Annotated in this window: 28 protein-coding genes and 1 tRNA gene; 15 read left to right on the top strand and 14 right to left on the bottom strand. The window is 63.8% G+C overall.

The annotated features are described in order from the left end of the window. Positions 1-111 precede the first annotated feature (111 nt). From AC5RWO_RS16830 to bcp, 3 genes are all read right to left on the bottom strand, one after another. Positions 112-1,809, bottom strand: a complete 1,698-nt coding sequence (locus AC5RWO_RS16830) for an ABC transporter substrate-binding protein (RefSeq protein ID WP_498732677.1) — start codon at positions 1,807-1,809, stop codon at positions 112-114. A gap of 281 nt (positions 1,810-2,090) precedes the next feature. Beyond that, a tRNA-Leu gene (locus tag AC5RWO_RS16835) sits at positions 2,091-2,175 on the bottom strand. 114 nt (positions 2,176-2,289) lie between these two features. Continuing rightward, positions 2,290-2,760 carry a thioredoxin-dependent thiol peroxidase gene (gene bcp / locus AC5RWO_RS16840; RefSeq protein WP_498732678.1) on the bottom strand — a complete coding sequence of 157 codons (471 nt, stop codon included), beginning with the start codon at positions 2,758-2,760 and terminating at the stop codon, positions 2,290-2,292. 96 nt (positions 2,761-2,856) lie between these two features. On the opposite strand from bcp, the gene AC5RWO_RS16845 reads away from it, so the two are divergent. Next, on the top strand, positions 2,857-3,339 hold the full coding sequence (locus tag AC5RWO_RS16845) for a MarR family winged helix-turn-helix transcriptional regulator (protein ID WP_498732679.1): 483 nt from the start codon (positions 2,857-2,859) through the stop codon (positions 3,337-3,339). Positions 3,340-3,494: 155 nt separating this feature from the next. Here AC5RWO_RS16845 and AC5RWO_RS16850 read toward each other — a convergent pair whose 3' ends face one another. The 3 genes from AC5RWO_RS16850 to AC5RWO_RS16860 form a co-directional block, all read right to left on the bottom strand. Further along, positions 3,495-4,226 (bottom strand): DUF72 domain-containing protein, encoded by a 732-nt coding sequence (locus tag AC5RWO_RS16850; RefSeq protein ID WP_498732761.1) that lies wholly within the window; start codon positions 4,224-4,226, stop codon positions 3,495-3,497. Between the two features lie 437 nt (positions 4,227-4,663). Beyond that, entirely contained in the window at positions 4,664-5,047 is a 384-nt protein-coding gene (locus AC5RWO_RS16855; protein WP_498732680.1) for a GIY-YIG nuclease family protein, read from the bottom strand. 13 nt (positions 5,048-5,060) lie between these two features. Next, complete coding sequence (locus AC5RWO_RS16860) at positions 5,061-5,441, bottom strand: hypothetical protein (RefSeq protein WP_498732681.1); 381 nt, start codon at positions 5,439-5,441, stop codon at positions 5,061-5,063. A gap of 191 nt (positions 5,442-5,632) precedes the next feature. Here AC5RWO_RS16860 and AC5RWO_RS16865 point away from each other — a divergent pair, with 191 nt between their 5' ends. The 3 genes from AC5RWO_RS16865 (at position 5,633) to AC5RWO_RS16875 (ending at position 6,698) form a co-directional block, all read left to right on the top strand. Beyond that, the gene (locus tag AC5RWO_RS16865) at positions 5,633-5,818 is read left to right on the top strand and encodes a hypothetical protein (RefSeq protein WP_498732682.1); all 186 of its coding nucleotides are present in this window, start codon (positions 5,633-5,635) and stop codon (positions 5,816-5,818) included. Positions 5,819-5,974: 156 nt separating this feature from the next. Further along, entirely contained in the window at positions 5,975-6,184 is a 210-nt protein-coding gene (locus tag AC5RWO_RS16870) for a helix-turn-helix domain-containing protein (RefSeq protein ID WP_498732683.1), read from the top strand. Between the two features lie 175 nt (positions 6,185-6,359). Next, positions 6,360-6,698 carry a LuxR C-terminal-related transcriptional regulator gene (locus tag AC5RWO_RS16875; RefSeq protein ID WP_498732684.1) on the top strand — a complete coding sequence of 113 codons (339 nt, stop codon included), beginning with the start codon at positions 6,360-6,362 and terminating at the stop codon, positions 6,696-6,698. Here the strand turns inward: AC5RWO_RS16875 and AC5RWO_RS16880 are convergent. Together AC5RWO_RS16880 and AC5RWO_RS16885 are read right to left on the bottom strand one after the other, a co-directional pair. Then, entirely contained in the window at positions 6,653-7,069 is a 417-nt protein-coding gene (locus tag AC5RWO_RS16880; protein ID WP_498732685.1) for a hypothetical protein, read from the bottom strand. The genes AC5RWO_RS16875 and AC5RWO_RS16880 overlap by 46 nt on opposite strands. 111 nt (positions 7,070-7,180) lie before the next feature. Next, positions 7,181-7,591 (bottom strand): DUF1801 domain-containing protein, encoded by a 411-nt coding sequence (locus tag AC5RWO_RS16885; RefSeq protein ID WP_498732686.1) that lies wholly within the window; start codon positions 7,589-7,591, stop codon positions 7,181-7,183. A 205-nt stretch (positions 7,592-7,796) separates the two neighbouring features. On the opposite strand from AC5RWO_RS16885, the gene AC5RWO_RS16890 reads away from it, so the two are divergent. The 3 genes from AC5RWO_RS16890 (at position 7,797) to AC5RWO_RS16900 (ending at position 10,154) form a co-directional block, all read left to right on the top strand. Continuing rightward, positions 7,797-8,288 carry an SRPBCC family protein gene (locus AC5RWO_RS16890; RefSeq protein WP_498732687.1) on the top strand — a complete coding sequence of 164 codons (492 nt, stop codon included), beginning with the start codon at positions 7,797-7,799 and terminating at the stop codon, positions 8,286-8,288. Positions 8,289-8,572: 284 nt separating this feature from the next. Further along, entirely contained in the window at positions 8,573-9,346 is a 774-nt protein-coding gene (locus AC5RWO_RS16895) for a hypothetical protein (RefSeq protein ID WP_498732688.1), read from the top strand. 58 nt (positions 9,347-9,404) lie between these two features. Continuing rightward, complete coding sequence (locus AC5RWO_RS16900; RefSeq protein ID WP_498732689.1) at positions 9,405-10,154, top strand: nitrilase-related carbon-nitrogen hydrolase; 750 nt, start codon at positions 9,405-9,407, stop codon at positions 10,152-10,154. Positions 10,155-10,235: 81 nt separating this feature from the next. Here AC5RWO_RS16900 and AC5RWO_RS16905 read toward each other — a convergent pair whose 3' ends face one another. Together AC5RWO_RS16905 and AC5RWO_RS16910 are read right to left on the bottom strand one after the other, a co-directional pair. After that, a complete protein-coding gene (locus AC5RWO_RS16905; protein WP_498732690.1) occupies positions 10,236-10,412 on the bottom strand; it encodes a hypothetical protein in 177 nt (58 codons plus the stop codon). Between the two features lie 91 nt (positions 10,413-10,503). Continuing rightward, positions 10,504-11,331, bottom strand: a complete 828-nt coding sequence (locus AC5RWO_RS16910; RefSeq protein WP_498732691.1) for an alpha/beta fold hydrolase — start codon at positions 11,329-11,331, stop codon at positions 10,504-10,506. A 429-nt stretch (positions 11,332-11,760) separates the two neighbouring features. Between AC5RWO_RS16910 and AC5RWO_RS16915 the strand changes: the two genes are divergently transcribed. Both AC5RWO_RS16915 and AC5RWO_RS16920 read left to right on the top strand, forming a co-directional pair. Continuing rightward, positions 11,761-13,212: an FAD-binding oxidoreductase gene (locus tag AC5RWO_RS16915; RefSeq protein WP_498732692.1), complete on the top strand. Its 1,452-nt coding sequence runs from the start codon at positions 11,761-11,763 to the stop codon at positions 13,210-13,212. An 11-nt stretch (positions 13,213-13,223) separates the two neighbouring features. Next, the gene (locus AC5RWO_RS16920; protein ID WP_498732693.1) at positions 13,224-14,042 is read left to right on the top strand and encodes an alpha/beta fold hydrolase; all 819 of its coding nucleotides are present in this window, start codon (positions 13,224-13,226) and stop codon (positions 14,040-14,042) included. A 594-nt stretch (positions 14,043-14,636) separates the two neighbouring features. Here the strand turns inward: AC5RWO_RS16920 and AC5RWO_RS16925 are convergent. Further along, positions 14,637-14,840: a hypothetical protein gene (locus tag AC5RWO_RS16925; protein ID WP_498732694.1), complete on the bottom strand. Its 204-nt coding sequence runs from the start codon at positions 14,838-14,840 to the stop codon at positions 14,637-14,639. Positions 14,841-14,936: 96 nt separating this feature from the next. Between AC5RWO_RS16925 and AC5RWO_RS16930 the strand changes: the two genes are divergently transcribed. Beyond that, positions 14,937-15,317, top strand: coding sequence for an SdpI family protein (locus tag AC5RWO_RS16930; protein WP_498732695.1), 381 nt, complete (start codon positions 14,937-14,939; stop codon positions 15,315-15,317). Between the two features lie 202 nt (positions 15,318-15,519). Here AC5RWO_RS16930 and AC5RWO_RS16935 read toward each other — a convergent pair whose 3' ends face one another. After that, positions 15,520-16,374 carry an alpha/beta fold hydrolase gene (locus AC5RWO_RS16935; RefSeq protein ID WP_498732696.1) on the bottom strand — a complete coding sequence of 285 codons (855 nt, stop codon included), beginning with the start codon at positions 16,372-16,374 and terminating at the stop codon, positions 15,520-15,522. A gap of 206 nt (positions 16,375-16,580) precedes the next feature. Between AC5RWO_RS16935 and AC5RWO_RS16940 the strand changes: the two genes are divergently transcribed. The 3 genes from AC5RWO_RS16940 to AC5RWO_RS16950 all read left to right on the top strand — a co-directional run bounded on the left by AC5RWO_RS16940 (position 16,581) and on the right by AC5RWO_RS16950 (position 17,985). Then, positions 16,581-17,183, top strand: coding sequence for an excalibur calcium-binding domain-containing protein (locus AC5RWO_RS16940; protein WP_498732697.1), 603 nt, complete (start codon positions 16,581-16,583; stop codon positions 17,181-17,183). A 55-nt stretch (positions 17,184-17,238) separates the two neighbouring features. After that, on the top strand, positions 17,239-17,652 hold the full coding sequence (locus AC5RWO_RS16945) for a hypothetical protein (RefSeq protein WP_498732698.1): 414 nt from the start codon (positions 17,239-17,241) through the stop codon (positions 17,650-17,652). 117 nt (positions 17,653-17,769) lie between these two features. Beyond that, the gene (locus AC5RWO_RS16950; protein ID WP_498732699.1) at positions 17,770-17,985 is read left to right on the top strand and encodes a hypothetical protein; all 216 of its coding nucleotides are present in this window, start codon (positions 17,770-17,772) and stop codon (positions 17,983-17,985) included. Here the strand turns inward: AC5RWO_RS16950 and AC5RWO_RS16955 are convergent. Continuing rightward, positions 17,982-18,437 (bottom strand): hypothetical protein, encoded by a 456-nt coding sequence (locus AC5RWO_RS16955; protein WP_498732700.1) that lies wholly within the window; start codon positions 18,435-18,437, stop codon positions 17,982-17,984. The two genes, AC5RWO_RS16950 and AC5RWO_RS16955, sit on opposite strands and share 4 nt — an antisense overlap. Positions 18,438-18,599: 162 nt before the next feature. Between AC5RWO_RS16955 and AC5RWO_RS16960 the strand changes: the two genes are divergently transcribed. Continuing rightward, positions 18,600-18,920 (top strand): hypothetical protein, encoded by a 321-nt coding sequence (locus AC5RWO_RS16960; protein WP_498732701.1) that lies wholly within the window; start codon positions 18,600-18,602, stop codon positions 18,918-18,920. Positions 18,921-18,947: 27 nt separating this feature from the next. On the opposite strand, the gene AC5RWO_RS16965 is transcribed toward AC5RWO_RS16960, so the two are convergent. After that, the gene (locus AC5RWO_RS16965) at positions 18,948-19,169 is read right to left on the bottom strand and encodes a hypothetical protein (RefSeq protein ID WP_498732702.1); all 222 of its coding nucleotides are present in this window, start codon (positions 19,167-19,169) and stop codon (positions 18,948-18,950) included. Positions 19,170-19,798: 629 nt separating this feature from the next. Here AC5RWO_RS16965 and AC5RWO_RS16970 point away from each other — a divergent pair. Continuing rightward, positions 19,799-20,026, top strand: a complete 228-nt coding sequence (locus tag AC5RWO_RS16970; RefSeq protein WP_498732703.1) for a hypothetical protein — start codon at positions 19,799-19,801, stop codon at positions 20,024-20,026. The last annotated feature ends 43 nt before the right edge of the window (positions 20,027-20,069 follow it).

Here is a 20,069-nt window from a genome sequence, read left to right on the forward strand (position 1 = left end):
CGGCTGTTTACGGTGTGGACTTTTGAACAGACCCGCTCGTCCGGCCCGGGCGTATTAAGGCCGGGGCCGGACGAATGCGGAGCAGCACACTTCTGACTGGTTGCGCCGGCGCTATTCGCTGAGCTTGATCATGTTGAAGACCTCGTCGTTGACGGGGCTGGCCGGGTAGGACTCCACCCGCGGAGCGAAGCCCAGGGACGGAGCCGGGTGTGCCAGCGGGATGGCCGGGATGTACTCCGCGATGTCTGCATTGATCTCTTCGTATAGCGGCGTCTGCTCTTCCAGTTTGCTGACCTGACGCGCTTCGTCCAAGGCATTGAAGAGGTCCGGATTGCTGAAACCGAATTCCGGCTTTTCGCGGCCGAAGAATACACCCACAAAGTTGTCCGTGTCGTTGTAGTCCCCGGTCCAGCCCAGCAGATGGATCCCATGGTCGGAACTGCCCTGCACCCGATCTAGATAATCGGGAGACCACTTGTCCGGGGCCGCCTCGATGGTGATTCCCACTTCTTCAAGCTGGGCACTGAGGTTGGTGAAGACCTGTTCCGGAGTAGGCATGTAGGGCCGGGAGACACCCGTTGGGTAGTTGAATTCCAAGGTCAAGCCGTCGCCATAACCTGCTTCTGCCAACAGCTCCTTGGCGCGTTCCGGGTTGTATTCGTACGTGGGCACGTCTTCGTTGTAACCGTTGACGATCGGGGGAATGAACTGGCTGGCAACCTGCGTCCCTTCAGGCAGCGTCTGCCGCACCAAGGCTTCCTTGTCGATCGCGTGCGACAGCGCCTGGCGGACCAAAGGATCTGCCAGCGCCTCTACTTCCTGGTTAATGCCAAGGTAGAGAATCGTGAAGGGGTCGCGGTTGATGATTTTGAAACCGGCATCCGCCAGCGCCTTCGTGTCGGCAGGAGCCACGAGGTCATAGCCGTCAATAGTCCCGGCTTCGAGGGACTGCCGGCGGGCCTGCGGATCGTCCAGGACCCGGAAGATGACCTTCTGGACCTGGCCCTGTTCTCCCCAGTAGCCGTCGAACGCGGAGACCTCGACCTGCTGGCCGACGTCCCAGCTGTCGAACTTGAACGGCCCTGTGCCCACGGGGTGCGCCTTGGCATACTCGCTCAGGACCGGGGCTTCGGCCGACCCGCCGATGTTGTCGGCGTTGAATTCCTCGAGGGCCGCCGGACTCTGCATCGCGAAGGCCGGGAGGGACAGGGCTGCGATGAATCCGGCGAATGGCTGTGCCAGATTGACGGTTACTTCCGTCTCGCTCACCGCTTCGCAGGAATCATAAACGGCGGTATCCGGGCTGTCCGAAAAGCCCCGGAACAGCGAGTTGTAGTAGTAGCTGACCGATTCGGACTGCTGCAGCCCCTCGAAGTTGTACCAACGGTCAAAGTTGAAGCAGACCGCTTCGGCATTGAACGCGGTGTCATCGTGGAACTTAACGCCTTCCTTGAGCTGGAAGGTGTAGGAGAGGCCGTCGTCGGAACTTTCCCACGATTCGGCCAACAAGGGAGCCGGATCCGCGGTGCCTGGTTCCACTCCCACGAGGCCTTCGAAGATTTGGCGGCTGACGCGGAAGGACTCACCGTCACTGGCGAATGCCGGGTCGAGGGACTTCGGATCGGATGAGGCAGCGAAGATGAACGTCGAGTTGACGCCGGTGTCCTCCCCGGTTCCTCCCGTAGCGCCGCGCTCGCTTTCAGCGCAGCCGGTCAGTATGAGGGCGCTGGCGGCAAGCCCTGCTGTGATCGCGGCCGTACGCCTGCGTGCGCATCGCCATCTGCCCGGTGTTGTGCCCCTGAACGACATGAATTTCTCCTCGTCAACGAGTGATGTCTGGACCGCGTGGATGTCTGCGCGCCCGGGCCTCCCATGCTGTACACGGGTCTGCTTGTTGAGAGCCTAGTCACAAGTTCAAAGGAAAGCATCGCTTTCACACTTTGGTTCGGTCCAAATACCATCACAATTTGGTCACGCGGCTCGGGTTGACTGCGGACCATAAGCCTGAGTGCCGGCAAAGCGAACGACGACGCCGGCTCGCAGCTTAACCAAGAAACGGTTCCCGTCAGAACGGGAACCGTTTCTTCATCTGGTGCGCAAGGCGGGACTTGAACCCGCACGTCCGAAGACACTGGAACCTAAATCCAGCGCGTCTGCCAATTTCGCCACTCGCGCAGTGCTGTGCGGCGTAGCCGCAAGCCAGCATCAATTGTACCTGCTCACGGCGTCCGGCTTGTGCAGGCTGGTCACATACAACTGAAGCCGGATGCCGGAGTCATGCGATCCGGGTTAGTCGAGCCCAAGGTCCCGGCGCAGTTTGGCTACGTGGCCCGTAGCCCGAACGTTGTACTGCGCCACCGAGATCTTGCCCTCGGGGCCCACGACAATGGTGGAGCGGATCAGCCCCTCGTAGGTCTTCCCGTAGTTCTTCTTTTCACCCCAGGCGCCGTAGGATTCGGCAACCGAGTGGTCTTCGTCGGAGAGCAGCGGGAAGTTCAGTTCTTCCTTTTCCGCGAACTTCAGGAGTTTCGGAAGCGGATCGGGCGAGATGCCGACCACGTCGTAACCGGCTCCCTGCAGAGATGCGATGTTGTCGCGGAAATCGCAGGCTTCCTTGGTGCAGCCCGGTGTGGACGCCGCAGGGTAAAAATAGACGATGACGTTGCGGCCGCGGAAATCAGTCAGCGAGACATTGCTCCCGGTGGAATCCTGCAGTGTAAAAGCGGGGGCGTCGTCGCCTGAGGTCAATCGTTCGGCCATTCCGGCAGCTCCTTTGTAGGTTGGTGCGTCGCACCTAGCTTAGCCAATTGTGCACATGGGCCCTCAAGAGAGAAGCAGGCTGGCTATAATCGGATAATGCCGGATTTAAACAACTGGCCGACGCCACGGTTGCTGTCAACTGCCGCGCGATTGGTCGAGCATGCTTGGAATGAAAAGCTCGCCTCCCTGGGCCTGACCCACGCGGGGGTCATCGCGCTGGAAGTCCTGGACGGTGAAGGGCCCCTGGCGCAGGCCCAACTGGCCGCCAAAGTCCGGGTGCAGGCGCAGACGATGGGGAAGACCCTGTCCAGGCTGGAGGCGCACGGGCACATTACCCGCGTTCGCAACCAAGCTGACAGGCGGTCGCAACAGGTAGCTGTTTCCGAACTGGGCCAGACGGCGCTTCAACAGGCTCGGGAGCTTGAACGGAACCTGACTCCCGGCGGAGAAATCGGAGTTGAGGAACTGCGGGACCGGCTGGCGGCCGTGATCCGACGGCTTGGTTCCACGCGCTGGGGCGGGGATTTGCCGGACACCATGCCGATGGCGGCTGACGAGCGTCTGCCCGACAAGAGTTAAAGCGCCAGGCTAGTTGTAGCTGCAGGATTCTTCGAGGCGGGAACGCACCGAGCCGGACCAGGTCCGGCCGCGGGGCGTTCCCGTTTTCTCCGCCGCAATGGGCCCGACGAAGGGCTTCGCATCATGAAGGATTCACCGGGATTGCCCACGTCGTCTCAGTCTTGGCCGAGGAAGTGGCGCAGCGTGGCTGCATTGCGGACGGCGTGCCCGTGGCCGTCGTTGTTAAAGTACACGAAGACGTCCTTCCCGTCGGCTTCCCATTCGCGGATTCTGTCCGCCCACCAGCCTAGGTCCTGATCGGAGTAGGACCCGGCATAGAGATGGTTGCGGTCGGGGCCGTGCAAGCGCACGTAGACGAAAGGTACCGTGGCTTCCAGGACGCACGGCAGGTTGGCACCACTCATGATGCAGTAAGCGGCGCCGTGCCGTGCCAGCAGCGCGTATACGTCCGGGTGGTGCCAGCTGGGGTGCCGGAACTCGACAGTGACCCGCATCCATTCCGGTAGCCGGTCCAGAAAGTAGCCGAGCCGGGCATGGTCTCGTTCCATGCCCGGCGGCAGTTGCACCAGCAGGACGGCGCGCTTGTCAGCCAGCTCGTGCCAGGAGGACATGATCCGCTCAATCCAACGCTCCGGCGCGTAGAGCTTCTTGGCGTGGGTGAGCCCACGGGGTGCCTTGACCGAAAGGGCGAATCCATCGGGTAGCCGCCGGCGCCAACCGGCGAACGTGCCATCGCGCGGCCAGCGGTAGAAGCTTGCGTTTAGCTCAACGGTATCGAACCGTCGCACGTAATGGCCCAGCCGGTCCCGGGATAAAGTGCCGCCCGGGTACAGGACGTGGTCCCAGTGGGCATAGCTCCAACCGGAGGTGCCGATCCGGATGCTCAGTCGCTCCCACCTCCGCCGGGCGTCACATTTTTCGGAGTCTTCACGCTCTTCACATGGCGAGCTTACTGTGCCGCCCGATCCACCTTGTGCCACCCTTCGCCTCCCCGCGGGTCGGAGGCCTTGATGAAGGGGGAGTAACGGTCCTTCGCCACAATCGAGTACGTGGCAGGTGGCCGGGGGAACGACATCGGAAGGAGAAGGGATCACCGGACGTTCCCTTTGCGCTAGGCACACTTCCACGCCACTGCGACCCACCTACGCAAAGACCGGTTGGACCCCGATGGAACTCGTAACCCACGGCCCATCCTGGCCTCTCATGGAAGGGGGGCGTGACCTGCATTCTGACCGCCATGTGTCTCTTGGCGTTCGTGGGGCTGCGGTATCCCGTCCGGATGCTGCCCCTGCTGCTGTTCAAGTCGATCTGGAAACTGATCTGGCTATCTGCAGTAGCACTCCCCATGCTGGCATCCGAAGGACAATGGTACCGCGACCACTCCGTGCACACGGGTGCCTGGGTTGATGTCCCTAAGCATCAGCGCCAACGGAGTAGTTTCGCCGCCTGTCATCCGGTTCAGGCAGAAACGCTGGTCGGCCGCCTTCTCGGCGCGTTCTTCAGGGGCGTACGGGTTGGTGCTTCGGGCAGCGTAGATCCGGGTAGTGTCCAGGGCGCGCAGCTCATCCACGGGGAAGATCGACGTGTACATGCTCCTGCCATAGATCAAACGGTCAAAGGACTTGCGGCCGCCCCAGTGCTGCTTGATCCGCTTACGGAGGTTGTTCGACTGCCCGATATAGAACTGCTTGTACTCGTCGAAGACCATCCCGTAGGCGCCCTCAGCGTCGTCCCAGTCCGGGAGAGAGCCGACGGGCTTTGAAGGTCCGCCTCTTCGCGAGGAGATGCTCCAACGCAGCCTCGAACTCCTCCGGATCCAGGGACTCGAAATACCGCATGGACAGGTCGAAATTCCTCAGCGCTCTATCTCGTTGAAATAGCAGGTACGCGTCCGAGTGCTGGGTATGCTCCTCATCCCGATATGGCCAGGCGGTGTTCTCCCACGATTGCTCCCCTTGCAGCTCACGGCAGGGCCGCTGATGCTGGGAACGGCTTGGGTACGCGTACAGCTCACGGGTCATCTTGTAGCTAAGCTTTGATCCGCGAAGCTGCTCGCCGAAGTGCTCGACGCCCAGGTAGTACGGACGGGCCAGGTCTCGCATACATGGACTCCTTCTTTGGCACGGGCCGGTGGGATTGGCGGGCATCTCGGCCATGAACCACCAAGGCTAGTACCCACCCGACGAGAATCTCGTTGACGCCATGCAGTGATCCGGGGCGGGCGAGCAAATTTACTCATGCCTTCTGGTGCAGGCCCCACCCATGGAGCCGGAGCTTGTCCTAGTCTTGGCCCATGCAGCTGTCGATAGTGCTCATCGTGGTCGGATTGATTCTGGGACTCCCGACCATTGCATACCGGTACTCGCGGCCTCGCCGGCCCGGCGAACCCCTCGGACCTGTGCGGACGGTTCTGCTGAGCCTGAGCCTGATCGGGCTGCTGCTCGTCATCGTGGGAGCAGCGCTGTTCTTCGGCGCCTAGGCAGGCTTGATTCTTGAGCAAATTTTGCGGAAAAAGCAGGTAAAGGTCCAGGACCGGGGGGAGCCAGACTGATGGTCTGCTGCAGAAGAAGAAGGATCAGGTAGGTACGGCAGGGAAACCGTAGGCGGGTTCGTTGCCGGGGACAGGACGATCGTAATGAGCACTCAGGGAAATCCAGCTTCGGATGTCGTAGTGGTCAGCAGCCAAACGATGTTCGCGGAGCTGCTCTGCCAGGCGGTCGACAGCCAAGAGGATTTGAGCCCGGCCGGGTTCGCCGTGACTATCGAAGGCGCTGTTGTGCTGTGTGCCGGGGCTGCTCCGGGCGCCGTCGTCGTGGATTGCACGCTTCCTGACGGGATGACTTGATGCAGCCGAGCGGATCCTTGCTGTCGTTCCGTCGGCGAGAATCATTCTGCTGACAACAGGCCCTGCGCGTGACGTCCTGTCGCGTGCCGCGGACGCAGGCGTCAGCGGGCTGCTCCCGATGAACGGCGCGTTAGGCGGGTTGGTGGACGCCATCCGCCGTGCCCGTCCGGGAGCAATGACCGTTCATCCTTCCCTGCTGGTGCCCGTGGTTCAGCCGGTCAACTCAGACCAGGTCCCCGTGCTCACCCGACGGGAGAGGCAGGTGCTGACTTTCCTGGCTGAAGGCAGCGACGTGCCGACCACGGCCAGAAAACTCAGCATCACCCAAAACATCTGCCGGGGCTACGTGAAATCAATCCTGGCTAAGCTCGGCGCGCACTCCCAGCTGCAGGCCGTAGCCTCTGCCCGTCGGTGCAGCTGCTTGCCTGACGGCCACCACAGGGCTGGCCAAGCCATCAGGGCGCCGTGTTATGGGTTGGGCGCCTCCGCCGGTGCGATGGCGACAGCCCACTGACCTCGTGTTTCCGTGCCCTCGATGGCAATGGTGATCTGACTGGCGGGGAGTTCCATGGTGGTTGTCACCGAGGAGCCACAGTCCGTGTTTCCGGTTCCGAGTTCACCATCCGCCGCTGTTACGGTCACGGTCATGTAACTGGTTCCCTCGCAGGCCATCCCGATGTCGTACCAACCTGCATTCCCGGGCGTGAAGTCCATTCCCGCGCCGGGCCCAATGCCGCCGGCTGCGCTGAGAACGCCGGGCGCTCCCCAGCGCTTTTCGCTGAACTGCTGTTTCGCCCACTCACCCGGGTCGGGACTCGGCCCGCAGGCTGTCACAGACAGGAGCAGTGCTGCGGCCAGGGCGCCGAGGGCCGGTCGAAGAGTCATGACCGCAGCCTACCCGGAAAGCACGAGGGAAAGGCCGCTCCGCAATGAGCACATCCGGCAGGGGGATGTGCTGCTTCCCGAGGTGTCCGGCACGGCGTGCGGCGTCAACGGCTACCGCGTCTCTGAGAGAGAGCGCTCAAGCAGCTCACGCAACGCGCCACGGTCCACACCTGGCAACCGCGTGAGGTAGAGGCAGGCCTTGCTCGCGCGGTGCTTGCCGAGCCGGGCCATGAGATCTGGCCAGCGGTCGGAGAAATCGTTGACGAGGTAGATCGTGTGCTTCGCGGGACCCGGCGCAAAGGCGAGCAGGGGAGCGCGGCCTCCGTGCCCGCTCTCGTAGCGGTACTCGTACTCTCCGAAGCCGATGATGCGGTCTGCCCACACAACCGGCTGCTCGCCGCTGATCTCACCGTGGAGCGCGAGCAGTTCGTCGGCCTCGGCACGGCGAGGACCCGTAGCGCGGGCGAGTACCTCGGCGACCGGGAGGTCTGACGGTGACATTGCTGGCGGTTTCGCTGCCATGGCGCTCCTCACGATCGGGCCGGTGAAACCAGAGTAGTCAATGCGTCGGAAGGGTTTCACCTCCATCACATGAAGATAAAACCACATGAAGATGAAACGGCGGCTCCGTTTGTTGCCGGCACACGTTGTTGCACTTAGGGCTGGATCGATATGGGCGAGGCCGCTAGCGTTCATCCTTTCACTAGGAAACCAGGAGCACTCTGCCATGAAATACACCGTCTCGACCGAGATCGCCCTGCCGCGGGAGAAGGTGGTCCAGTTGCTTGCCGACTCCGCACACCTGCCGAAGTGGCTGCGGGGCCTGGTGCTGCACGAGCCGCTAAATGGGATGCACGGGCAGGTCGGTACCGAGTCGCGCGTCGTGCTGCAGATGGGGCAGCAGACGATGGAGTGCACCGAGACCATCACGCGTCGGGAACCGGCGAACCTGCACGAGATCCCGAGAGACAGCCTCGTTCACTTCGACCGCGAAATCGTCGCCAAGGGCATGTGGAGCGCCGCGCGCGACCGATGCACTGAAGCCGGTCCTAGGACGACGCTCTGGGTGAGCGAGAACGACTACCGGTTCAGCGGCTTGCGGATGCGACTGATGGCGCTTTTCATGCGCGGTGCCTTCCGCAAGCAGTCGCAACAGCACATGCAGGACTTCAAGGCGTTCGCCGAGCAGGGAACGGACGTCCGCCAAGCGAAAGACTGATCCACGCGCCAGAGGGGAGCAGCATTCTTCCGTACCGGCCGACGCTGCAAGCCCCGAGGGCAGCCTGTGAAGCGCCGCAGCCGGCTGCTTGACTACAGCGCCTCATCCATCGTCTCTTCTCTACTCACCTCGCGGTGGGAAACCTAGCTATTGGCAGCGGGCGATGCTGCCGCGATGATGTTCTCAAGACGGGCCGTCCGGAAGCGTCCACGGTGAAGGAGGTTCCTTGTCCCGGGAAGCTCGTGACCGTTGCGCGCCGCCGAACACCATCCCTTGGAGCTACCATGAACAAGGCCGCTGCTGAGAGCATCACGCCACGCGTTGGCTCAAAGCGCCGCTGGCAGCGTGCACCTGGGTCCCTCCGCCGCGGACAATGGCCCTGGGTCTGGCTTGCCATCGGTACCGCACTGCTGGCCTTCGCGAACCTCCAGACCCTCATCCCGCTGACGGCCTGGCTTGCGCCCGTCTTCCTGCTGCGCTTCACCCGCGACCAGCGGCTGCTTGTGGGGTATCCGGTCCTGGTTCTGGCAATGTCAGGTGCCCTGTTCGTTGCACTGCGGAATGGCTTCTTCCCGGTTCTCGACGGGCCCAGGTGCTACCTTTTCGTCGCAACACTCGCGATCGGCGGTGCGCTGCCGTTCGCCGTCGACCGCGTCCTGGCACCACGACTGGCCGGCATCCCCCGCACGTTGGTGTTCCCCGCGGCGGTGACAACCGTTGAGTTCCTGGGCACCATCGGTAACCCCTTCGGGGCCGCGGGCAGCACGGCGTACTCGCAGTATGCCGGGCTGCCGCTCCTGCAACTGGTGTCCGTCACGGGTATTTGGGGACTGACCTTTCTGGTCAGCTGGTTCGCGCCAGTGGTCAACGAGGCCTGGGAGAGGGCCGTCAAGCGCCGGGGCGATTTCTGCGATTGGCCTGTTCGCGGCCGTCACTGTTTCGGCGCTGCTCTTCGGCGGGGTCCGGCTGGCCTTCGGCGCGCCGGACGCGGAAACAGTCCGCGTTGCCGCGCTGGCACCCGACCGGCACCTGTCCGAGCTCGCCTACTCCGCGCCTGACCTCGCAGGGGCGGGTCCGGCGGAACGAGTCTCGATAGGGGACGAACACTTCACACCCGTGCTCGACGAGCTGTTCGACCGGTCGGAGCAAGAAGCCATCGGCGGCGCGAAGATCATCGCGTGGTCGGAGGCTGCAGCACGGACGCTGGAAGAGGACCAGGCGAACGTCGTCGCCCGGGCAGCTGACCTTGCCCGCGAACACGGTGTCTACCTGCAGGTCTCGATGATCATGCAACTTGCCGAGGATCGCCCCAATGACGGCGGCGGCCCGGAGAACGAGAACCACGCCGTCCTCCTCGACCCGAGCGGTGCAGTCGTATGGGACTACCAGAAGGCCAAGCCCACACCCGGCGACGGACACGACCCTGGCCCAGGCATCATCCCGACCGTCGACACGCCCTACGGCCGCCTGGCCACGATCATCTGCCAGGACGACTTCTTCCCCGATCTGGTCCGCCAGGCAGGAGCCGCGCAGGTCGACATCCTCCTGCTGCCCTCAAGCGACTGGGACAGCGTCGCCGAATGGCACGCGCAACAGACACCATTCCGTGCCATCGAGAACGGCGCCAGCGTCGTCCGCCCCACCCGCCAGGGCACCTCGCTGGCAACCGACTCGCAGGGACGTCTCCTAGGCTACAAACCCGACTACTTCGTCGCCGAGGAGCAGACGCTGGTGGCATCGGTGCCGGTGGAGGGCGCCAGCACCTGGTACTCGGTGGGCGGCGACGCATTTGCTTGGGCCTGTACCGCAGGCCTTCTGGTCCTCATCGCCGCAGGCTTGCGACCAAGACGGCACCGGGACCGTTGATGCGGCGGGCGGGATTGGCCCAGTCAGGAGCTCTTCGGCCCCCGAGGCGCGCCGAAATGGTCAACACCTTCGGACGCCCCCTCAGCCTGTGACTCGCAGCCGATCCGGCAATTTCGCCTTGTCGGCTGCGCCGACGTAGCGGCACTCGTACTCTCCGAAGCCAACGATGCGGCCCGCCCACACGACCGGCTGCTCGCTGATCCCGCCGTGGACAGCGACCAGTTCGTCTGCCTCGGCTCGCGCGAGGCACCGTGGCACGGTCGAGCACCTCCGAAACCGGCAGGTCGGACGGCGACAATGCGGGGGATTGTTGGCGATCTGACAATAAGAAGGACACCGGGTGCCAGGTTCAGCTCGACGTCGTACCCGAGTGGAGCTTCTCCGCCTCCTGCCAGAACTCATCCACCCGCGCGTTCCAAGCGTCCGGGACCTCTTGGAACGGCTGATGCGCTTCCTTCTCCATCACCTCGAACCGGGCGCCGGGAATCTCATCGGCCGCCGCCTTGCCGAGCTCAGGGCGGCTCATCCTGTCCGCGCCGCCGGCGAGCACTAGCACTGGAACCTTAATGCCATCCAGCCGACCAGCCGTCACGTGCCGCATGCAGGCGTCGGCGAAGGCGAGGAAGTCCTCCGTGCTTTGCTTGTGCGGGAAGGCCATGGCGTCCTCGATGAACCGGTCGACCATCCCGTCATTGTGGGCCCTGGCCGTGTAGACCCAGATGAAGAACCCCTCCAGGAAGTCACGTTCGCTGGGCGCCAGCTCGGCCTGCCAGTGGAAGGCCCGGATCATTGTCTTCATGAAGTCGTCCATCGCTGACCAGGTGCTCTGCAGGACCAGGCTGCGGACGGCATCTGGGTGGCGCAGTGCGAGTTCCTGGGCAATGATGCTGCCGCCGGAGAAGCCGGCCACGTGCGCCGAGGAAACTCCCAACGAGCGGAGCACCGCGGCAGCGTCGTCAGCCATCGCCTCCACGGTCGGCTGCCCCTCCGGCATGGCCGTCCGGCCCGCCCCGCGGTTGTCGAACGCCGTCATCCGGTAACGGTCCGCCAGCCCGTCCAGCTGGAACTGCCAGGACTCCACCGTGTCTCCGAGCCCGCCTATCAGCAGCACGTCGGGCCCCTCGCCGACCTGCTCCGTCCAGATTTCCAGCTCCCCGGCCTTCACATGCTGTCCCATACGACCCTCCAAGCTAGTGCAGTTGCCGGCTGGACGGCCACTGGCAGTGGCGGCGCCAGCCCTTGCCCGGCATCTCCCGGGTAATCCATTTCGGTACGGTACTCCGCGCTGTCCGGGATGCCTAGGGGCTGTCGTTCCTGCATGATGACGGCAGACGGCGGCTTCCCCGGCCACCCTCAGCTTGTCTGAGAAGCGCACTTTTTGAAAGTAGGCACTCCGGTGGGTCCGTTGTTCGGTGACTCGGGCGAATCTATACTTGGGGCAATCACGAGCTGTTCCAGTGCTTTGTCGGCTGGACCGTATTCCCGGGCCGGGACGCCTCAGGGCGCGTCCTGGGCACCACCGCCCGGCATTGCCGACACCGGCGAAATTAAATCCGCTGCTGGATTAGGGGACATCCAACCCCCGCGTCAGGGAAGCGACAGACCGATGAACACAATGCATCATGGCGACCAGGACGGCGAAACGGACCGCGCACTGCAGGAGCTGCGCAGCCATCTGGCGGGGTCGGTGATTGAACCGCAGGATCCGCTCTTTGATGCAGCCCGGTCAGTGTGGAACGGCATGATCGACGTGCACCCGAGGGCGGTCATCCGGGCGGGCACGGTTGCGGACATCGACCACGTCCTGGATACGGCACGGAGCACCGGCCTGCCGCTGGCTGTGCGCGGGGGCGGGCATAACATCGCCGGCCACGGCACGGTCGAAGGCGGCCTGGTGATGGATTTGGGGCAGTTGCGCGGTGTGGAGGTTGACGTGGAGCACCGTCTTGTGACCGTCGGACCCGGGGCGACTTTGGCAGACGTCGACCATGCCACTGTGCCGCACGGACTTGCCGTACCGCTCGGGGTGATCAGCGCGACGGGGGTCGCGGGGCTGGCCCTTGGCGGCGGTGTGGGCTGGCTGACCCGGTCCAACGGGCTGAGCCTGGACAATCTCGTCTCCGCCGACGTCGTCACCGCCACAGGCGAGCACTTGCAGGCCAGCGGGGAGCAAAACCCCGAGCTGTTCTGGGGTCTGCGCGGCGGGGGCGGGAACTTCGGAGTGGTCTCATCCTTCACCTTCCGGGCCTGTCCGTTGCCGGCTGCCGTACTGGGTGGAAACTTCTTCTACCGCCCGGAGCGATGGAAGGACGCCCTTCGCGCCTTTGACCGCTGGACGCAGGACCTGCCCGTGGAGATGAATCCGATTATCTCCATCCTGGTGCTGCCGCCCGACTTCGAGATGGGGGAGGAGCCGTGGATGATCATCGGCTTTGCCTGGGCCTCCGAGAACCACCAGCCAGGGCTCGAGCTGATCGAACAGCTGCGGGAAGCGGCTCCCCCGGACGAAGAGGAAGTCGGACCCACGGCCTGGCTGGAGTGGCAGACCGCCATGGACAGCCTCTTTCCCAAGGGCGCCCGCGGATACTGGAAGAACGTGTCATTTTCCCGGATGGATGACGAGGCCGTCGACGTCCTGGTCGGATTCGCCTCCGAGGTGACGTGGTTCGGAACGGGGATCGACATCCACCACATGCAAGGGGCCTTCGGGCGTGTGCCCGAGGACGCGACCGCGTTTCCCAACCGCTCGGCGAAGTACTGGCTGAACGTCTACGGCTTCTGGAAGGACCCAGCGGAGGACGAGCGGCTCAGTGGGTTCGCCCGGAAGGCCTACGCCGACATGCAGCCGCTTGCCGAGCACGGCCAGTACGTCAACTTCCTCGGTGCAGAACTCGGTTACGACACCGCAGAAGCCGCACGCCAGGTCTACGGGCCGAAAACGTACGATCGGCTGGTGGCCCTGAAGAACCGCTTCGACCCGCAGAACCTGTTCCGCCTCAACCACAACATCGTGCCGATCGCCTCAACGGCGGGGTCCCGGCCGTCTACGTCGCCATGAACCGGGGCGAGATGGCATCGAGTGCGCCCCGCGACTCGATGACGTTCCTCGAGTCGGGTCCGCGCCTGCACTACGCCGAGCAGGGACCCCTGGACGGCGAGGCGGCACTTCTCCTCCTTCACGGGTACACCGACTCCTGGTTCTCTTTCAGCAGGCTCATGCCCCTGCTGCCGCCCCGCTACCGCATTGTCGCACCCGACCTGCGCGGCCATGGGGACTCCGAACGGCCCAGCCACGGGTACACGGTGGCAGATACCGCGGCCGACGTCGTCGCTTTCCTGGACGCCGTCGGGATCGAACGGGCCGCGGTTGTTGGGCATTCCGGCGGCAGCTACACGGCCCGGCGGGTGGCGCTGTCCTACCCGGAGCGGGTTACAGGCCTGACCCTTATCGGCTCGGCAATCACCCCGCTCAACGACGGGACCAGGGAACTGCAGCAGGCGGTGCACGACCTGGAGGACCCGGTGCCGGACGAGTTCGTGCGCGAGTTCCAGTCAGCCAACGCGTACGTGCCTCTGCCGCAGGAGTTCTTCGAGAGGGCCGTCACGGAGAGTCTCAAGGTGCCGGCCCACGTCTGGAAGAGCGCGCTGGATGGCCTTCTCGCGGTGGACGATGCGGCCGAGCTCGGTGACATCGCCGTGCCCACGCTCCTCCTTGGGGGTGAGCGGGACGAGTTCTTCTCCCAGCCGGAGCAAGAGGCACTGCTGGCAAGGATCCCGGGGGCCCGACTAATGATCTACCCGGAAACCGGACACACCCCCCACTGGGAGTGTCCGGAGTTGGTGGCACGCGATCTCGTCGCATTCCTGAACGGCCAACAGACCACGTGATCCTGCTATCCAAACCTGCCTGCGGGTCGGTGGCAGTGAACGGTGCGGCGGGCCGGGAAGGGCAGGCCCGGTCGTTCTCGATCTGTGAGCAGGCGGATGCCCGGTTATTTGTCAGTGAACCGTTCTCGGCCTCCAGCAGAACCCGCTCGTATTCAGTCTCGTCGAAAATGAAATCTACTGCGTTCTCGATCCGGTCGGTGCTTTCCTCATACGAGACATCCCAGCCGACGTGCGACCAGTACACCTTTCGGTTCTCCCTCCGGATGTCCGCGGTTACTCCGCCGCATCCTTCGTCCCAGCACGCTTTGCAGAACAGGAGACAGCCCCGGTTCCAGTACTGGTGGGGCCGGAGCCCCAGTAGCTGCTCGATCTGTTGAACGGCCAGGTCGGGCCGGTCCGCCATCATCAGCGAGACTTCCCCAGGTGGCGTGTCCTCGCCCTCCCATTCCTGAATCCAGGTGCGGAGTGGCATGCCGTTGATGACGAAGTCCAGATGGACATCGACGGGTTTCATTTCCCGCCGGAAGAAGATGAACCGGCGCTGCCAGCTTGTTGTCGGCACAAGCTGTTCCTCCAAGGCCAGGACATCGTTCGTCATGCAGTCATTATGGGTGAGGGAGGTTTGCGTCCACGGGCAAGACCTGGATCCTGGCCGGCCTGCGCTCCAAGCGTCGGGTCTGCCTGGTTCATGACGCCGACGGTCCGGGGCGCGAGGTGCGCGACTATACGCCTGCCGACGGACTTGAGGACGACTACGACTTCGCTGGCTGCGACCACGTGAACTACTGCTGCAGCCATCACCGAATCCACGTCTCGCCGCACCTCGGCTGCCTGATGCGCTAGGTCAAATGGGATACTGGCTGCGGCAGCAAACGATCGATGATGGAGAAATTCTTGGAAGAACAGGTACCCCTGGCGGCGGTTCTGGCCGTCGCTGTCACCCTGGTCGCTGCCGCACTGCTTCTGCTTGTGCTGGGAAAGCGGGTCGCGGAGGGAAAGCTGGCCCGCAACTACACGATGGGCATCAGGATTCGGTCCACGCTGGCCAGCGATAAGGCATGGCTTGCCGGGCACCAGGCGGCCCGCCGTCCCACGGATATTGGCGCCGTCGGCATGGGCCTGTCAGGCGTGCTGGCCGTCCTGCTTCAAGGAAACAACGTCGGTTTCGTGGCTTCGGTACTCGCCGGCGCCTCATGGCTGTTCGTCTGGATCTTCATCGGGGCAAAGCGGGCGGACAGGGCGGCAAAAGCCGTGGCCGCCAAGGCAGACGCCTGACATCGTTCCAGAGAACTCGCGGCTTCGGCGCAATTCGCCTGGCTGGATGTACGCTCCGATCATGTCGAGGCAGACGTTCTCTAAGAGTGATTTCCCCCGTGTCTGGTACTTCGTATTAGGAGGTGCCATAGGAGCGTCTGCACTCTTCACACCTGCTTCCGAACCTGGCTGGGTGACACTAAAGGCGCAGAGCGCAAGCACCTCACTCCAATGAGCTCCCCGGCGCTGCTATCCACTTCCGCAGGTGCTGGACAAAGGACCGCACATGCTCGGGCGGCCACCAGTGCCCGGCGTCCACCTCCACGACTTCCAGCTGGGGGACCCATTCCTCCAGCCCGTCCACCAGGCGCGGCGACAGGAATGGGTCGTGTCGCGGCACGACAACCTGCACAGGCATACTGCACCGGCCTGACAGCTGCTGACGGCGGAACCAGTTAGCCCGGTAGAGAACCAGGCCGCGGGCCCCGTTGTCGCCGATGCTCCGGCCGGCAAACTTCTCGAAGCGGCGTGTGAGGATTTTCCTCCAGAGAAGTTCGGGCAGCACCGGCACCTGGAAGAAGGCGACATAGGAGCTGCGCAGCAGCTGTCCCAGAGCCTGCGGCCACAGCATTGGCCGGCGCAGCCGGTGGCTGAACCAGCGGCGAAGATGTTCAAGGTCCGGACCGGAGACGCTAGTGAAGCTCAGGATCCGATCCTCGGCTCGGGGATCCTGGATCGTCGCCCAGCCCTGGATGGATCCCCAGTCGTGGCCGACCAGATGGACCGGTCCTGCCCCCGCTGTGTCGATCACGGCGAAGAGGTCATCGACCAGGGCCGGCAGCCGGTAGTAGTCGAGGTTCTTACTAGTGGTGCGGGACGCACCGGCATTGCGGGTGTCGTAGGTGATGACACGGCAGTCAGTGCTCAAAGCCGGTACGGCATATTCGAAGAGCGTATGGTCATCCGGGTAACCGTGAACGAACAGGATGGTTGGTATTCCGGGGGCTGGAGCCGGGCCGTAGCTATAGACGGCCAGCGTGGCGCCCGGCCGGATCACGGTGCGACGTTCCTCTTCCATCGGCTGCCTCCTTGCCTCCAACCGGTACAGCCAGAGTACGACCACGATGCTGCCGCCGCGAGCCTTCACTCCCGCCGGACGTCCCGCTACTAGGCTTGATCGGTGAGATCCGCCCGGTCTCCCGTACACATGAGGACCATGCAGAAGAACCGCACCCGCACCCTGTCGCTGACTGCCGCCCTGCTCGCAGCTATATAGCTGGCAGCATGCACTCCTTCCGAGACCGAGCTCCCCGCGCCGGCCAGCCCGCCGAGACCACTACATCGCCGGCTACGAAATCCCCGGCACCGGCCAAGGAGCCGGCCAAGGAATCCGAGAAGGACAAGGTTGTGGCGCCGGCTGCCGCCGGAACCGGGCTGGAGCAGCTGGCCACCATCGATATCAAGGGCCGCGCCCCGAAGACCGGCTACGACCGCGATCAGTTCGGCGACGGCTGGTTGGACCCGGACCGCAACGGGTGCGATGCGCGCAACGACATCCTCAAGCGCGACCTGACCAACGAGACATTCAAGCCCGGCACCAGCAACTGCGTGGTGCTGACCGGCACCCTGGCCGACCCCTTCACGGCCACCAGCATCGACTTCGTCCGCGGCAACAAGACCAGCACGCTCGTCCAGATCGACCACGTCGTCGCCCTCTCCGACGGCTGGCAGAAAGGCGCCCAACAGCTCACGGCCAAGCAGCGTGAAGCGGTGTACGAGAACTGCACCGACATGAAGACCAACGGCGCCGCCCCGATCAAGGTCGGCGACCTTGGCTGGGATCAGAAGTTCGACCGCGACGGCGACGGGGTCGGCTGCGATAGCTGACCGTTCCAGCCGGGTAGCATCATCCGCACGAGAACCCGGTGAAGGAGAGGGCAGTATGACCGACGGCGGAACGGCTACCACTGAGACGCATACCGTGCGTACCGGTTTCAGGATTGGCGCGGGCGTCGCCGCTCTCGTCCTGGCTGTCTGGTCCCTGCTGACCTCGCTTGCCGGCCTCAACGCGGTCATGCCCCATCCAAGCGACCCGTTGGCCATGCTGCTCAACGCCTTACTCACCGCCGGGACGATTTCCCTCGCCAGCGGAGTCATCGCAATCGCCGCCACCGGATGGCAGCCGGGACTGACCCTGCTCATGACACACGGCGTCCTGAGCCTCATCGTGATGGTTCTGTTCTTCATCGGTGTTGCCCCGAATCTGTGGGGCGCCGCCGGTCTCGCGCTGTCTGCTGCGGTGCTTGCCCTGGGACAGCTCGCGCAGCAGCCCGGACTAGCTTCCTCCGCAAGCTGAGCCTAGCCCTTAGCGGCAGGTCAGCTGATGGTTCCGGGCCGCACCGGGTACATCGAAGGAACCCTCATCGGTTTGGGGACGGGGAACCGGGTTCCCCGTCCCTCTATGGTGATTTTTATGGAAGACAACTCTCAGCAGGCCCTAATCGACTGGCTATCGAAAAACGGGATAAAAGTACCGGAGGGCGTGGCGGACCCTGTCGCCGTCTTCATCAAGGATGGAATTATTCACTTCAACCTCTACGGCTTGAACGAAGAGGGAGTCGTGACGATCGAGGCAGAAGTTCCTCTAGCTGTTGATCCGCCAGCGCATTTGAAGGTGCGTCGCAGCTAAAGGCGGCATCGCATTCGCCGATGCAGTTTTGGCTGACCGAGGCTACCGCAGCCACGCGTTGACCAGCAGCCCGTAGGCAAACGCGAACCAGAACACAGCACAATCAAGAGCGCGGTGAACATCAGGTTCAGTACGACGGTGATGCCCCGCTGAAGGGCCGTGAAGCCGGTGTTCCAGCGGTGCGTGGAGAGGACGGCGCGCAGTCCCAGAACGGCGGCGGAGAGTGGCAGTCCGATGAGGAGCACTACGTAGCCTACCGGGGATACCGGGTCGTCCTGGATGATCCAGCTGTCGGGGCTGATCCGCTGCGGAGCGAAAATATTGACCAGCTGGATGAGGGCCGGATAAGTCAGCAGGCTGACAGCCAGGAGGATCTTTCCTGACCTCTTCAGGACACGCAGCGGGCGGGGATCAGCCGGAGCGGCGTCGGGGGCGGCAGCCGTGCTGGTCATAGGCCCAGCCTAGGCCAGGGGCGCTTCATCCCCACTGTCTGCCGAAGCCAATTGCAGTTGCCTGGACTCTACCGGCACTGAGCCGCAGCCCCTTGTCGGCTCATGCTGAACGCCAACCTGCCCGGGGGAGGGTTCGGGGCGGTCCCGCACACATGTGCCCCCATGGAAACCGATACCCAGCACAGCGGCCCCGACCAGATTGCTGGCCCCCTGTCCGACTGCGACGAGGATGCCAGTCCGGAAGCCCTGAGAGCCCGCATCCGCGAACTAGAAGCACAGCTTGCCGGGGCCGCCAAGACTGCGACAACCATCGAGTCCGTGCACGAGTTGTTCGACCTGCCGGAAACCGTTGTCTACCGCGACGACGCGGGCCCCATCTGGGAGGTCGTGGACGGGATGCTGCAGCGCACCGGGGACGCCGAGGAGCATGAAGCATTGGCGATGGTGTTCCCGGTGACTGAGATCTACAACCCGCTCGGCTGACTCCCGGACGGGTCAGCTGGCCGGGCCCTAGTAGAAGGCTGCCGGGTCCACAGGCGCCAACACGACACCCTCGTCATCCGATGGTCTCGGCATGGGCTTGCGCTCCGGGTCAAGGTAGAGGAAATAGTAGACGGTCGTCAGCCGGGGAGTCGGGCCGGAGCCGCTCATGGCGCCGGCATGGTAAGCGAAGCGAGCCGGATCTTCCCCGAGGAGCGCGTACAGCCAGGCGTCGGTTTCTGCCGTTGACAAGGTTGTCGGCCCGCCCATGGCCGATGGTGGCCGGCCATGGAAACGGTGATCCGGTGCCCCTCCATTTCCGGCTTGCCCTCAACATAGGCAAGCTCGCCCAGATCCGCTCCGAAGGTGACGGAGGTGTGCCGGTCGGCGACGGAACGCAGCGGGCCTGCCGTGGAAGGCCGAAACTTTTCGTAGGGGTTTGCCGGGGACAGGACGTTTGATTCGTCGAAAAGTCCCCGCCGCAACACATCCAGTGCGTCCGCGTTCCGCTTGCTGAAGTGCCGTCATCTCCGCAAAATCCGTGATTCGACCCTATCGGGCGAAGCGAAGGGATTTTTGCCGACATGGGCTGAGAGGGCTGAGGAGGGCCGGAATCGGCTCACATGCTACGCCGAAGACGTAGCGTGAGCTTGCGAACCCTGGCGGCGAAGTCGAGGCGTAGCATGTGAGTGGAACCAACTGTCAGGCTGATGACGTATCTGATGTCTGGGAAGCTTGAGCATTACTTCCTGGAGAAAGAGCTCCTGAGCCAAGGGGCCGCTACCTTCGGGATTTGGTCTTTCGCTCACGACATCTCTCCCGGTCCCGGTGACTGGCCTGCGTCACATAGACAAATGCTCGTCATGGCCTTGAATTGGGACATGTCACGCGCGTTCAAGAAAACAGCCAAGGGATCACAGGGCAGCCTCCTCGTAGGAATCGGCGGCGTCGCCTCCATCATCGGGATCCTGCTCATCCTCATCAACCTCGGAAGCACCAGCGGCTCAGGCGGGAATATCGTCATCGGCCTGACCCTGGCGATCGCAGGCCTGCTGCTCGTCATGGTCGGGTATCTGAAGCGCATCGCCGTAGCCCTAGAGAACCGCTAGCCAGAACCTCCCCGAAACAGTGGCCAGGGGGACGTCGTAGCGG

This window comes from Arthrobacter sp. B055-34, from assembly GCF_059090425.1.

Coding starts and splice junctions, on each gene's coding strand:
- AC5RWO_RS16830 (WP_498732677.1), bottom strand. CDS start 1,809: ATGTCGTTCAGGGGCACAACACCGGGCAGATGGCGATGCGCACGCAGG.
- bcp (WP_498732678.1), bottom strand. CDS start 2,760: ATGGCCGAACGATTGACCTCAGGCGACGACGCCCCCGCTTTTACACTG.
- AC5RWO_RS16845 (WP_498732679.1), top strand. CDS start 2,857: ATGCCGGATTTAAACAACTGGCCGACGCCACGGTTGCTGTCAACTGCC.
- AC5RWO_RS16855 (WP_498732680.1), bottom strand. CDS start 5,047: ATGGTCTTCGACGAGTACAAGCAGTTCTATATCGGGCAGTCGAACAAC.
- AC5RWO_RS16860 (WP_498732681.1), bottom strand. CDS start 5,441: ATGCGAGACCTGGCCCGTCCGTACTACCTGGGCGTCGAGCACTTCGGC.
- AC5RWO_RS16865 (WP_498732682.1), top strand. CDS start 5,633: ATGCAGCTGTCGATAGTGCTCATCGTGGTCGGATTGATTCTGGGACTC.
- AC5RWO_RS16870 (WP_498732683.1), top strand. CDS start 5,975: ATGAGCACTCAGGGAAATCCAGCTTCGGATGTCGTAGTGGTCAGCAGC.
- AC5RWO_RS16875 (WP_498732684.1), top strand. CDS start 6,360: ATGACCGTTCATCCTTCCCTGCTGGTGCCCGTGGTTCAGCCGGTCAAC.
- AC5RWO_RS16880 (WP_498732685.1), bottom strand. CDS start 7,069: ATGACTCTTCGACCGGCCCTCGGCGCCCTGGCCGCAGCACTGCTCCTG.
- AC5RWO_RS16885 (WP_498732686.1), bottom strand. CDS start 7,591: ATGGCAGCGAAACCGCCAGCAATGTCACCGTCAGACCTCCCGGTCGCC.
- AC5RWO_RS16890 (WP_498732687.1), top strand. CDS start 7,797: ATGAAATACACCGTCTCGACCGAGATCGCCCTGCCGCGGGAGAAGGTG.
- AC5RWO_RS16895 (WP_498732688.1), top strand. CDS start 8,573: ATGAACAAGGCCGCTGCTGAGAGCATCACGCCACGCGTTGGCTCAAAG.
- AC5RWO_RS16910 (WP_498732691.1), bottom strand. CDS start 11,331: ATGGGACAGCATGTGAAGGCCGGGGAGCTGGAAATCTGGACGGAGCAG.
- AC5RWO_RS16915 (WP_498732692.1), top strand. CDS start 11,761: ATGAACACAATGCATCATGGCGACCAGGACGGCGAAACGGACCGCGCA.
- AC5RWO_RS16920 (WP_498732693.1), top strand. CDS start 13,224: ATGGCATCGAGTGCGCCCCGCGACTCGATGACGTTCCTCGAGTCGGGT.
- AC5RWO_RS16925 (WP_498732694.1), bottom strand. CDS start 14,840: ATGGCTGCAGCAGTAGTTCACGTGGTCGCAGCCAGCGAAGTCGTAGTC.
- AC5RWO_RS16935 (WP_498732696.1), bottom strand. CDS start 16,374: ATGGAAGAGGAACGTCGCACCGTGATCCGGCCGGGCGCCACGCTGGCC.
- AC5RWO_RS16940 (WP_498732697.1), top strand. CDS start 16,581: ATGCACTCCTTCCGAGACCGAGCTCCCCGCGCCGGCCAGCCCGCCGAG.
- AC5RWO_RS16945 (WP_498732698.1), top strand. CDS start 17,239: ATGACCGACGGCGGAACGGCTACCACTGAGACGCATACCGTGCGTACC.
- AC5RWO_RS16950 (WP_498732699.1), top strand. CDS start 17,770: ATGGAAGACAACTCTCAGCAGGCCCTAATCGACTGGCTATCGAAAAAC.
- AC5RWO_RS16955 (WP_498732700.1), bottom strand. CDS start 18,437: ATGACCAGCACGGCTGCCGCCCCCGACGCCGCTCCGGCTGATCCCCGC.
- AC5RWO_RS16960 (WP_498732701.1), top strand. CDS start 18,600: ATGGAAACCGATACCCAGCACAGCGGCCCCGACCAGATTGCTGGCCCC.
- AC5RWO_RS16970 (WP_498732703.1), top strand. CDS start 19,799: ATGTCACGCGCGTTCAAGAAAACAGCCAAGGGATCACAGGGCAGCCTC.